The organism is Xenorhabdus aichiensis (genome assembly GCF_028598775.1).
GTDB lineage: Bacteria > Pseudomonadota > Gammaproteobacteria > Enterobacterales > Enterobacteriaceae > Xenorhabdus > Xenorhabdus bovienii.
Map to the genome: position 1 here is coordinate 80,513 of NZ_JAQRFO010000004.1, position 13,428 is coordinate 93,940.

Sequence of the window (13,428 nt, forward strand, 5' to 3'; positions counted from 1 at the left end):
TGTATGGCTGGCTTGCATAAATCTATCCGGCGTCATTATAGGCAAGGCTGCCTGCGCCTCGATGGGTTCTGCGCCTGATGTACCTAAAAATCTGTGCGGCTTCAAAGAGCCATTTTTATGCTTAGTACTACAGCCGTAAAGATTGTAAAATCAATGTATTATCAGATACGCGATAAACTGAGAACTTATATGACCTTAACCAGAGACATTTCTCTTGCTCATATAAAAGCTTTGAAAACTCTCACCGTGGGACATCATTCCCACGGTTTTCTGTTAATTCCAGAGGCAGGTACTGACTGAATCACCATGTCGTCTTTATGCCGATTTTGGCCTTCAACTCGTAGCTGTCTGCAAAATTATTCAGGCTGGTGTTGGCTGAGGCCTGACCATAGACGAAAGATTTTCCATTATCCCAACTATAGGAACCTCCCGCCCCCCCGTCCCCCCAAGTTCGGTCATTGCCACTGATAAAGGCAACATCGGCGACGTTAGTCAAGTCATTACGCCCCAAAACCTCCTGATTAATATTGAAAAAACCATATAAATGTGTGGCTTTTTGACGATAGTCTATCGTCGTGCCTACGCGAAATTTCAGACTTTCGCTTCGGTCAAAATGGATTTTGGCTCCAAACGGATCATGAAATCCATTCATATTTATGGAAGAGAACACGAGTTGTGCTTGTGGGGTCAATGACCATGCCTGATTTAAGTCAAACTCTTGTCCTGCTTCCAGACTCAATGCATACCCTAGCGCGGATTTACCATTTCCCAAAGACCGGCCAGCAGTCTTTGAATTCAGGTCATTGTCAAAGTAGGTCATCTGGGCTAGGCCATCCAAATAAAACTTGTTCTTGCCGTACCACGTACTTGTCGTACCCAGCGTATAACCATTTGCACGAATGTTACCTTCACCATGCACAGAGCCGGCATTTGCATCAATATTCGAATATTGCAGGAAAATACCGCCCGTGACTGAACCTTGGTTATTTTCATAAAAACGTTTGTCCATGCCAACTTGAGCACGGAACATATTATAGGTGGTTGCATCCGCGTCGGATGTAGAGACACGTGGCGACAATTTACCGTAAGTGGCGGTCATTCGCCCCCATACCCCATTGGGTATCTGGCTTGTACTATCGTCTGTGCTGTCTTCGCCAGCGGGGCTTCTGAACTCACCTATGCCAAGCACCCGATCCTTACGTCCTCCGGTTCGGTCACGCAAGGACTCTGGTGCATTCAGAATCTGCAACATGCGTCCATAAGCCTCGTAAACGCTAACGCCTGCCTGGTATGCGGGTTTTGAACCGCCCGACGATGAGCGCAGATACCAGTTTTCATCTGAATTGTCGGTGCCATTCTTATAAAGACGGTAGGCATAAGCACCCGCTACAATAGTTGGATCACCCTTATAACTATAGTCACCAACCAAACGAAAATTTCCGCCCGATGCACCTTGCATATCAACAACTTTGATACCTTTATCTGTTGGTGCACCCGTTCCACCGACATTGTTGATCACGAGATGAGTTGTACCCGATGTGCTGCCCTTCAGCACAAGTCTGTCAGTCTTTGAGTTATCACCTCCCAATACAGTCGATAAAACCACCGTACCGTTATTACCACTATAATCACGCGTAATCGTCAGCATACGCCCTACAGCGTTGTTATCTCCGCCAACCACGACTCTACCACTGTTATTTAAAGCGGAAATTGTCGTATTATCGCTACGGTTGAAATAAAGATCTCCCTCATTATCTATATTGTTGGAAATCTTTCCCGATGTATGTCCGTCGCCTAAACGTAACTTACTTCCCGATAATATCTTAACAATTCCGACATTCATGTCGTGGGTGTATGTCAGGTCTAGATTTTCCGCAGTAGAGCGGTTACCCCCAATCGTAACAACGGAATCTTTCGTTCCAGAGACATCGCCTTTAAGGATTGCCTTCGGGCCATACAGATAAAGGCTGGCGCTTTCAAGCTCGACATTGCCAGTGATCGAACCGAAATTGTGAATACCATTAGTAATTGTGCCAGCATTATATAGAGCATGTTGATCCCCTTGTATCACGCCTGTATCCAGATTCGTGATGGTATCAATAACACCTTTATCGTCGATATAAATACCATTTCGCTTTCCACGTATGGAGGAAGCGTTGGTAATCTGTTTAATTTTGGACGGCCTGATCGGGGAATTCACATCCAATGAAGCCATGCCTTGCCCAGTGACCTGAATGGCATCCTCATCGGCAGTTATTCCTTTGCTCCCAAACTGATTATTGAGGTTTTCGAGATAACCTCCTTTGTTAATAACAATGGCTTTGGATCCAGTCACTATTCCATAATTATTGAAAGTGCCGGCATTACTGCCAGATTCGATAGTAAACGTTGAGTGAGTATGGTTGGAAATACTCCTCTGAGACAATATTCCATAATTATCAAGAGTCTCAAGTACTGCCGTTGTAACAGATATCCCATAAATCGATCCTTCCTTCTGATTCAGGATGGTATTTACTCGTCCGTATTGACCATTATTAATTGAGTCAAACGCCTGCTGGATCATTATTGAATTAAGTAACTTCTTAGGATCATCACCTATGGATTTGATTGAGCCATAGTTATCCAGCATCTTCATATGACCAGAAACCCATATGGCTCCGTTCACTCCACTTATGGTTCCATGATTAAGCAGCTTTTCAACAGAACCACTGTAAGTTACTGTGACTCCACTTTCTCCTTTCAAAATTCCGTTATTTTCAATGTGATCGACGGAAGTAACCGGAGCCATATTATTGCTACCGCCGACATTGACAGCATTGTATTTCAGACCATATTTATATGATTGTTCTGGCGGCCCTAGGGGGATATCAATTGATACGCCTTTATCGATAGTAAGATTTTCGCCATTTGAGAGATTACAGGGTTCTGTCCTATCTTCGGAAATTGTGGTTTTACATGGTGAGGCCGCTATTGCATTAACGCTCATTCCAGGAAAAAATAAAGCCACTTTAAGGGCTATTGGCAATACAGCGTATCTGTATATTCTCATAAGAGGAATTCCTAAATAACCTGTGTTTCGTTTAAGTCAGGGAGCTAAGCACCTGATGTTTATTACTACCCGCAGCCAATATAATTGTGCTTGAAACTCATTATTTGGGTAGTGGGTGTGCAACTCGTTCTAATTTATGTGGTACATGTATCAGTATTATAGCAATTTCTATATATGCAACATTTGTATCTGGTAGCCGGATGATGTGAATATCTTTAAGCGTGGCATACAATGTGTTGATTTGCATAAAATATAATATTTAATTGTATATTGAATTATAGGCAAGCCGCTATGCGGCTTGCCTGGTTACTGATAATGTGTCTTCGTTCAAGTTTACTTTGGTAGTTATCAAATTGTGTGTCAGACCAAGTTACTATTCACCTGAATCAGGTTTTCCTCTCTCCCTTAAAATAAAGGAAGGCACCACATGCAACCACCTGTCAAAATCTGGTTGATGATTTTTATTATTACGGGGTTGTACGCCGGACAATGGCATTCGATTAAGGAAGCCATTAGGCTATAGATACCTCTAACCCTTTAGAAGTGACAGTCAAATAATAAAGATATTGTATCCATCTGGGAGAAAATCCCGTCGTTATTTTAGAACGTGGTTACATCAGTTATTAAATGCTCTATCAAGTCATGCTAAGTATCATAAACGATGGAATATAGATGAGTTATATAAAATTTCCAAATCAATATTAGATATTGAGGATTTTCATTCACATACTGAGAAAGGCGTCAGACAGGAAATTCAGGCGAATATATTATTACTCAATCTGACAAGAATATCTGAAAATGACCTCAAAGGCAGGCGAAATGATACATTTTTCCATCTTCAAAGAAGTCTTCATCAATCTGGTAGGCTGGGATGGTGATATGTTGCTCTTTACCTTTGGTATCGGTAAAACGTAAGCCAATAAACTTCACCTGATGTTCTTCAATCATGGATAAAATCTGCTTAATGGACATACTGAATTCTCCTGGGTTACGTCAGCCTGATAGAACGATGCAAGAAGGATGTCATTTTATCTTAAAGGGGCATTTCTGGATGATCAATTTTTATAAAACCGGTGTTGCATAGAGAAAAGCGAAAAGTGTGCCAACATTAAGAAATTATTTAATATCAATATATTGTTATTTGGTGACTAAAAAATCACGGGGAAAGAGGATAGTTTTTAAATATACTTGCCCCAAATCGGGGAGTGGAGAAAACAGAATTACACCCTAATGATGCAGTTGAGCGTTTGATCAATATATGTAAGCAATAAGGCGCAACCTGTCATATAACATCAACGTTGATTGCGCCTTCTGGTTTAGAGTGAACTAACTATTATTCTGGTATCAGATATCATCTTAATCCATATAGTAGGTCAGCTTACCCTGTAATAGTGCTTGTATTTCATTACTATCTCCACCACCATCAGAGCCACCCCAGGTATGGACTTTGTTATCTGCTGTCAGAGCAAGAAATGCTGTCCCTGTTGCGTAGATGGCCCTTACATTCTTTATTTCAGGTTGGGGTATAAAGTTAACGCTACTAGGTTCAGCATTTTGCCAGGTTAATACGGTACCATCTTGACGTAATGCCGCAGATGCATTAGCTGAGCAAGTTATTTGAACCACATCCTTGAGAGCTACAAATTCCTCGTACACTGGGCCGTCGTTATAATTCTGCACTCCAGCCCAATATACTTTGCCATGTGGAGGGGTGCCTCCTGGCATAAGAAATTTTTGTTTAGTGGTTGCTATATCTACTCCATTACTAAATGAGTCGCCATCGAAGCTGTAGCCTGTGGTCGACCAACTATATAATGTACCATCACGGTGAACTGCGTGATTACCTATTGGCCCCCCAAGGTGATTAATAAAGGGAGTAATTGAAGCAGCTTGTATAAAATCTTGATGTGGGGGATTAAAGTCGCCAAATACACTCAAATCACCCCAAGTAGAAAGATCACCACTTTCGTCTATAACGGCGAATCCCCTTGTTGACATTGATGTAATGTAACGTGGTTTCGAAATAGAAGAATAACGCGGCTCTATATTCCAGTTCTCCATTGATGAACTCCACCAACTTTTTATCTGTTCCGTACCGGGATTATATATAGTAATAGCCAAACTATTTCCTACAAAAACATTCTTCCCATCTCCAGGATAAGTATAAATACCAGCCATTGTTCCCCAGGCTTCCATCTGCTGGTTAGCTTCCGAGACAGCAAAAAAGCTATTTCCACCTGCTCCCACATCATCAAAGGAACCAGTAGGGAGGTTAGAGCTATTAGAATCACCGTGATACCATAATGTACCTGAACCCACATTAAGCCCAGCATAAGAGGGGCCATTTGTAGTAATGGTTTTAACTCCAGGTTGAATATAGGAATTACCGAAGGTTCCTCCCCAACCGACCATGGTGTTGTCATTGAGCAGCACAGCAAAAGCAGAGGGATATTGCTCTTCCATTGGATCGTTAAAATCTGCCTTTGGAAGACCTAGCGTACCACCATTACCAAACACATTGATTGGGTTTATTTTGAGCTTGTTACCTTGTTCGTCTTGAACTGAAATGGGGAGCCACGGAGCAGAATCATAGAAAAATGGGGAATTAATATGTGAAAAAGGAGAAGTGAATGATGGTGTTCCACCTATATAAGTCCATGTTACTGGATGTGGATTACCCTCTTTAGTCCAAGCAGTCAGCCGCTGTGGTGCTTTAAGCCCATTAGCTACAGCAAGGTCAGCATAACGAGCACCCATAACGATAAAGGGTTCTTTGTCTGATGGCTGAGAAGATGTACCATTAATAACTTTTACATATAAAGGTTCCGAGTATTCAACATTACCAAAGTATTGTTTACGAGTATAGGAGGCTACATATTCCTGAGCTGGAACATCGTTTTTGTGAATTTTTCCGACCAAGATAGGATCAGCTAAACCATGAGGGTCTGAAACTTCATAGTTAAACTCTTTAACAAAATTAAGAATAATAGTGTCTTTGTTACTTATTCCTTCGTATTTAGGGACGTACAATGAAATATAATCATCTATTTTAGATTTATCTAAAACACCATCTTTAACTCCAGAGATAATGGGTGCAGCCAGTAATGCATCTTCATTAATCATAATTCATTCCTTTAATTAATATAAGTTATACAAAAGAAAGTAAAGTTTTAAGTTCAGATAAGAAATAATAATGTAAATAAAAATATCATGATTATCTAATGAATAATAATTATCACATTTATATATTATATGGTGATGTCATTGTATTTAACATTCAGGCGGTGTACCTTCATTAGCTGTACTAATTCTTCCTTTCCAAGATTTTGCTTGGATGGTTCCATTGTCACTTGTGGCTTGGTAATCAAATTGAATAAGTCCTGCATGACAATCTTCATATTGACCACAGCCATTAAGAATATTATATGGAATACTGATTACTCCGACAGCGGTTTTACCATCTGGCCCTGGTGTTTCAGGTATTTTTCCAGGGTAAGTTTTATGAGGACTGCGATAATTTGCAGTGATATTCAGTTTTAAATATATTTTGCTTCCTAATGGTGGTTTGGTTTTATCATCAGGATCGTTCGTTCCTGTAATTAGGACAAATAACCCCTCGCTATGTTTATTTTTATAATAATTAGATATATTATAGCAGTTGACAACATTATTTTCATTAAACCCAATGCATTCTGTGGTGGGAAATTCTTGTATAATATTATTTTGGTCATCATGTCCAAAACTAGAGTAAACCACACATTTATCATAATAAGTTGGAGCTGGCCAGGGTTCTCCTGAGTATGTTAATTCTAATGATTTTGAATATAAAATATTGCTATTGTTATGGGAAACGGTATAGGCGAATTCAATAGTCATATCTATGGGAAACATAGAATAGGGAAGTGGTATTTTATAATCTCCAAGATTGTTAATATCTTCAACAGTATAATAATAATCATTATATTTTCCATTGACTGAAAAATGAATGACATCACCTCTTCTACAATCATTATATTTTTCTACTTTGACAAGAAATGTTGTTTGTCCTTCATTATTTAATTCACCTCCATTAAACCCATCTATTCTTGGAGCTGCCAGTTTATCATTATCATCCGGTGTATTCTTATCAAGAATTTGCAATCCCCCTTCTGATTCTATTTGCCCGGATACACCATATACTTCAGTGTACAAACTAAGAATCAGTGCTTGAGATTCTTTAGGGTATACATGTAAAATTAAACGTCCTTTTTTATCTGTATTTAAGATCATTTCATTATCATTATTAAATGATAAAACATTTATTTTATTTATATTATCAGATTTATAAAAATTAACCTTTTCCAAACTGAAAATAGAGTTGGCAGAGATTACAACAGAAAGATTAGGTATTGATTTTTGATTTTCGTCTTTAACGAATGCTGTAGCTCGGACAAATTTCCCCTTTGGGGGAATATTTTTATTATGCGGAACCTGTATGTAATGTGAATCCCATTTTAAAATTAAAGAATTATGATCTAGAGTCCTGGCTGTGTATTGGATGGGTATTGTGGGGAAGTTATCATCTGATGAACCTATATCAAAAGTAATAGTATCACCATCATTGACTTCCGGTGATACTTGTAAGTTAACAATAAACAATCCTAATCCATTACCCAATTTTATATTAGAGGAGTCTATATATATGATAGCTGTATTATTACTTAAATAGAAGTCTGTCTCAGGAGATATAGATGTATCAGATGTTAAAGTAACTGTAATAGCTAATTGTTGGCCTATGATAACACTAGAGCCGCTAGGAAGAGAAAGTTGCATATTACTGGGCATATTAACCACCATGTTTATTTTTATTCATGTAATAGCTTATATTGACATGAGGACATTATCTTAGATCAATTTTTATAATCAGAGTATGAATATATATCAGTTTATGTAAAATAATTTAAAACTATATTAATATAATTTTCTCATACCCTGTATCTAGTATTAATGATGTTTTTTAAGAGTATATATCAGTGTCAATTGTCGCTTGCCAAATGTTTCCATATGTTACATTAAGATCGGTGTCTTTCCCAACTTGATAGTCAAAATAAATCATACTTGATCTATCTTCATAAGACTCCCGATCTTTCAATAAATCATGTGGTATTGGAAATATTAATTCTACATTTTTTCCAGCATTTCCTGCTGCATATGGCATTATGCGTGTACGAGACCAATGAATAACTCCGGTTTTTGAATTAATATATAAATTTAAAGTTACTTCTGAGCCTAGAGCCACTTTTGTGCTGTCATTAGGATCATTGGTACCAGTTATTTGTACAAATAATCCTGCGAGATCATTAGTTTTTTTGTATTGAGATATCGTATTATCATCAACAGTATCATATACAATGCTGTCAGGAAAAATCCCATAACTAGAATACACTTGGCAAGTATCGTATATCCTGATAACATCTGCCCAGGGTTGATTTTGTTGATTTCCTTTGTAAGTCAAAGTCAATGGTCTAGATTTATATTTAGTTATATCTCCTAGGGCTCTGATGACAATATAGCTAAAATAGGAAAAATGATCTTTTTCTTTCTCAAAAATGTCATAAGGTAATGGAAAAAATTTACTTAAATAACTTTTACCTGAAATTTGAATGACATTACCAGTATATTTATTATTAACGATAAATAGTATGTAATCTCCATCCTGAACATTGTCATACTCTGGAATCCTGACTAAAAATTTACTTTCCCCATCTGATATTAGATCTCCTTCAATAAAGTTGAGTATTTCTGGTTCTGGATACTTTTCAGGAATTTCATCTAATGTATGATCAACAATATATATTGCATGATCTGCTGGAATTGGTTTTGTGTCTCCTAATATTTGAGAAAACAATTTAAGTATTAAATTCTCTGATTTTATAGGATGTATGAAAAATAAAACATTACCTTGCTTATCTGCTTTTACAAAAAAACCTTCATAGTTTTTTTCAGATACAGTTGTAATTTCTGTTCTGTTATTAGACTCATATATTTTAATTTTTTTTAAATTGGAATTAGAACTATCAGAAATAAATATCTTTTTTCCACCTAAGGGCTTTCCATGTATATCCCTGATAGTTGCTGTTACTTTAGTATATATTTCATCTGTATTATTATTGGATGATTGAGAAATAGATATAAAAGGAGAATCAATGTGTAATATTAATGATTTTAGATTCACGATATCTTTAGCAGTATTAACCATATTTCCCTCTATTATTTATATATTAAAAAATAAAATGACAAAAATTTAAATTTAAATTTAATGCAAATCTATATTTATTAAATGAGTTAATAACATAGTAGGTTTGTTACAATTAATCTAAATTATCTATAACCCATTGTATAATGAAAAATAGTTATCACTAATGTATCTATTACTATAGTAATAGATCTATATCATCTTATGATAATCACCATTATGAAATTTTTTAAAACTTCATAATTACAGTGTATTTTACGTCAAATGGTGATTTAATAGTATTAATACTAAGGTCGTAATTACAAAAAAACAATGTTACAAAGAGAGTGATAGCAATATGTTTTATCTATAATCCCATTTTATTTCGTTGTGATAATAATATTGCCAATTATCACAACCACACCGATGAATTGTTTTGTTAAGGCCAGAAATTATCATTAGTCATCATCAGTTTCAATTTCTGCCGACCAAATTTCTCCATATTGATCATTGCCGTCATAAAATGTATAGTCAAAGTAAATATAACCTACTCCACCATCTTGATATAGTTTAACATCTTTAACATCATCGAATGGAATATGAATAACAGCGGATGTCCTACCTGAAGGCTGTACCTTTATTTTTCCTGGATAAATTTTAGCATAACTCTTATCTATTGAGTTTAGATATAACTTCAAAGTTACAGGAATATTTAATGGGACTTTATCTTTTTCTCTATTAGGGTCTTGAGTACCTAATATTTCAACATATAATCCTTTTTTCTGGCCATTTGGGTATTGCATTATTGCAGCATAATTAATTGAACTATCATTTGGGATTATAGCATCTGATTCAGTACCAAGGCTGGTATATACGATACATGCAGCATAATTTCTTTCTACTACTGGAACTGGTTTATATATAACACCTCCTTTATAAGTTAAAGGTAATGAAACAGATTTTTCCTCTAATATATTTCCAAAACCTCTGATGATAACATAGAAGAAATTAGAGTATACATTTTTCGTGAAAATATCATATGGAATTTCAGTTGAGGTGCTTGAATCATTATTATTATCTACTCGAATAAAATATTTCGTATATTCTCCATTTACAAAAAATAGAATGTAATCACCTAGTGTTTTTCCAGGGTAGTGTGGAATATCAATTTCAAATTTAGCACTCCCATCTGATTTTAGATACTCCCCCCAAAAATTAATTATTTCAGGCATATCAAACTTTATTTTCATGCTGTCCAGAGAATTATTAACGATAAAGATTTTATGTTTAGCAGGCATTAACCTTGTTGAGTCGACTATATTTGTATATAAGTTTAAAACAACAGGAAGAGATTGATGTGGGTGAATAAAAAATAATATATCCCCACATTTATCCGTTTCTATAGAGAATCCTTCTCTACCATCTTGTTTTACTGGGGTAATTTCTTTATTTTTGTCTGAACCATAAATTTTCACATTCTTTAAATTTCCAGAAATAGAATCAGATACAAATATGGAAATGTTAGGTAAAGAATTACCGTATATGTCTTGAACTTTTGCGGTAACCTTAATTTTTCTTCCATCAACACCTTGAGTAGATAGATTAGGAACAGCCAAAAATGGAAAACACACATCTAATCTTAATGATTCAAAGTTTATTTTATTACTATTCATGTAAGTTTTCTTTTTAGTGTGATAATGGAATTTATTAGGCTAATTCAAGATTAATTTTTATTAATTATTTATTCTGGTCGTGTGTCAATCAATCCTTCCCAAATTTCCCCATAATTTTTTTCATTTCCAATGTTAAACTCATAATCAAAATAAATACTACCTGGACCACCATTATCATAGGGGTAGATTTTATTCAGAAATTCAAAGGGAATATGAAAGGACAATGATGCAATGCCTTGACTATCGACCTTTATTGGCATAGGTAAGGTCCAGGATTTATGGGTATTACAATTTGATGACTGGATATATACGTTTAGTGTGACTTTAGAATTTAGTGGAACTTTTCCTGGTATATTATTCCCCCCTAATACCTCAACAAATAATCCAGTATTTGGTGTGCTTGGATTGTCCAAATATCTTTTTATACTATCATAACTAATACCTGTGTCAGGTTGTATCTCTGCTTTACCAATACCAAGGCTGGTATATACTTTACAGAGATCATAATCTCTTGTTACATTTGTAGGAGGATTATATATTGCACCGCCCATATATGTCACAGGGTATGGCCTTGAAGTTTTCGAACCAGCTGCTTCCCCAAAAATGACTATGTAACTAAATTCGTAGTTAATAGAAATATTAAAAATATCATAAGGCAGAGAGTATGAGTATTTTCCTTGTCCTAGTTCTGTATTTGGGTTACTAACAGAAACATAATATCCACTATACTTAGGCGTAGTATCATTATCAGTTTTAATCATAAATACTATATAATCTCCGCGTTTACTGTTATCATAATTATCTATAGAGGCATAAAAATTTGGCTCTCCTGTATTAGAAGTTAAAGGTCCTGGAAATCCCCCTAATATGTCGGGTTCTCGTAGACTATCCATAGGGTTAGGGCGTTCCGTGTTAATAAAAAATAGAGGGGATGTTGCTGGGATGTAGTCAAAGGCGTCTATAACTGAACACCTCAAATCAAGCACCATTGAAAGTGACTTTTCTGGGTAGATATAAAATACAATACTACCATCTGATTGAGAATTAAGAAATAATCCATCATAAGTATAAACTTGTTGTGGTGTAATAATATTACCGTTATTATCCTTAATAGTACATTCATGTAAATTATTTGATCTAAAAGAATCTATATATATTGGAACACCAGATAGTGTCTTTCCGTTAATATCTGTCAGTATCGTAGATACTTTGGTTTTATTTTCTACAGAATTTTTTTCTAAATTAAATGTATCTAAAAAAACATTGTCAATAGTCAATCCCAATGAATCGGAGTTTATTGTTCTAAGATTGCATTTAAATTTCAATGTTGTTATGTTAGGTATTGAAGGGTTTGTGTCTACATTAAAAGTAATTTGCTCCTGTTCAGTTAAAGCGTCACTTACCGTTAACATTGTGACATAGGTATATTTTATTATTTTACCATCCTTATTTTTTACTGCCGTAAATTTCAAATTACCCGTTGGTGGATTGATATTAGTTGCTTTTGTAAAATTAACTTCGACAGTTCCAGTTAAAGGAGCATCTGGTGTTAAAGTAAGGATAAAAACAAAACTTTGTCCTATTATCAAATCAGCTTGTTGATTAAGTGATGCTGTTAATGGGTTTTTTGCTATATTTTCCATTTTATTACCTCTAAAATTTTATTTTTAAAATATAATTAACCAAGTGTATTTGTTTTTTTGCTATACAATCTTTGGTAACTTCACATTTGCAATATAAATACATCAATATAAAAAGTATAATGACAAAAAATTATCATCTGATAACTTTTCTATATCACCAGCATAAAATTCTTACTTAAGATAAAAATTAGGGTTCTGTCGCATTAAGTGGTCATCAGGTAAGTTCCCCTGTTTTTGAGCGAGTCCAGAGTGATGTCCCTGATCCGAAATGCGTTTAAACGCCTCCATTATCCTGTTGATATCATCGCTTAGTGTGTTCGCTGGTCTCTGACCTACGTTCTGAGCTTGCGTAATCTGGAAGAAATGATGGCCTGAGCGAGGGATAACCGTCGATCATTCTACGCTCTGCCGCTGGGTTCATCGTCGGATTCCGTTGATGGGCAAACGTTATCGGCGGAGCAAGCCCGCCATTGGGCGTCGGTGGCGAATGGATGAAACCGATATCAAAATCAAAGGACAATGGCGTTACCTTTACCGTGCTGTAGACTCAGACGGCAATACGGTTGATTTTTTGTTGACCGCCTATCGGGATAAGAGTGGCACCAACAAAGCCGCGCTAGACGAGTTAAATCAGGGAAAACCGAAGGATAAGCAGCTCAATATCCGGCAAAATATCTATGGTCTCCCCCATTTTTGCAATACTGATTTTGATCTCTTGTTGGTTTGCTTAAATCTACCCGGCATCAATAGGGGTAAAAATGCCCGCGCCATGATGAGTTCCGCACCCGATGGATCTTAAAAGTATCACGACTTCATTAATTCATTATTTAGCTTAGTTTTTATCGGATC

Annotated in this window: 6 protein-coding genes and 2 pseudogenes; 1 reads left to right on the forward strand and 7 read right to left on the reverse strand. The window is 36.0% G+C overall.

Annotation, left to right across the window (positions count from 1 at the left end; translation table 11 throughout):
* Positions 1-301: 301 nt before the first annotated feature.
* From PSI22_RS03390 to PSI22_RS03420, 7 genes and pseudogenes are all read right to left on the reverse strand, one after another.
* Entirely contained in the window at positions 302-3,049 is a 2,748-nt protein-coding gene (locus PSI22_RS03390) for an autotransporter family protein (RefSeq protein WP_273578593.1), read from the reverse strand.
* Between the two features lie 822 nt (positions 3,050-3,871).
* Positions 3,872-4,021, reverse strand: a pseudogene (locus tag PSI22_RS03395) (glutamine synthetase beta-grasp domain-containing protein); the annotation flags it as partial.
* Positions 4,022-4,405: 384 nt separating this feature from the next.
* Positions 4,406-6,172, reverse strand: coding sequence for an RCC1 domain-containing protein (locus PSI22_RS03400; RefSeq protein ID WP_273578594.1), 1,767 nt, complete (start codon positions 6,170-6,172; stop codon positions 4,406-4,408).
* 147 nt (positions 6,173-6,319) lie between these two features.
* Positions 6,320-7,873, reverse strand: a complete 1,554-nt coding sequence (locus PSI22_RS03405; protein ID WP_273578595.1) for a hypothetical protein — start codon at positions 7,871-7,873, stop codon at positions 6,320-6,322.
* A 172-nt stretch (positions 7,874-8,045) separates the two neighbouring features.
* Positions 8,046-9,287 carry a hypothetical protein gene (locus PSI22_RS03410; RefSeq protein WP_273578596.1) on the reverse strand — a complete coding sequence of 414 codons (1,242 nt, stop codon included), beginning with the start codon at positions 9,285-9,287 and terminating at the stop codon, positions 8,046-8,048.
* A gap of 434 nt (positions 9,288-9,721) precedes the next feature.
* Positions 9,722-10,936: a hypothetical protein gene (locus PSI22_RS03415; RefSeq protein WP_273578597.1), complete on the reverse strand. Its 1,215-nt coding sequence runs from the start codon at positions 10,934-10,936 to the stop codon at positions 9,722-9,724.
* 68 nt (positions 10,937-11,004) lie between these two features.
* Complete coding sequence (locus tag PSI22_RS03420) at positions 11,005-12,579, reverse strand: hypothetical protein (protein WP_273578598.1); 1,575 nt, start codon at positions 12,577-12,579, stop codon at positions 11,005-11,007.
* A gap of 252 nt (positions 12,580-12,831) precedes the next feature.
* Between PSI22_RS03420 and PSI22_RS03425 the strand changes: the two are divergent.
* Positions 12,832-13,258 (forward strand): annotated as a pseudogene (locus tag PSI22_RS03425) (IS6 family transposase); the annotation flags it as partial.
* Positions 13,259-13,428: the final 170 nt, after the last annotated feature.

Bases quoted from the DNA above. Each gene is read 5' to 3' on its own strand.
- PSI22_RS03390 (WP_273578593.1), bottom strand. From the start codon at position 3,049: ATGAGAATATACAGATACGCTGTATTGCCAATAGCCCTTAAAGTGGCT.
- PSI22_RS03400 (WP_273578594.1), bottom strand. From the start codon at position 6,172: ATGATTAATGAAGATGCATTACTGGCTGCACCCATTATCTCTGGAGTT.
- PSI22_RS03405 (WP_273578595.1), bottom strand. From the start codon at position 7,873: ATGCCCAGTAATATGCAACTTTCTCTTCCTAGCGGCTCTAGTGTTATC.
- PSI22_RS03410 (WP_273578596.1), bottom strand. From the start codon at position 9,287: ATGGTTAATACTGCTAAAGATATCGTGAATCTAAAATCATTAATATTA.
- PSI22_RS03415 (WP_273578597.1), bottom strand. From the start codon at position 10,936: ATGAATAGTAATAAAATAAACTTTGAATCATTAAGATTAGATGTGTGT.
- PSI22_RS03420 (WP_273578598.1), bottom strand. From the start codon at position 12,579: ATGGAAAATATAGCAAAAAACCCATTAACAGCATCACTTAATCAACAA.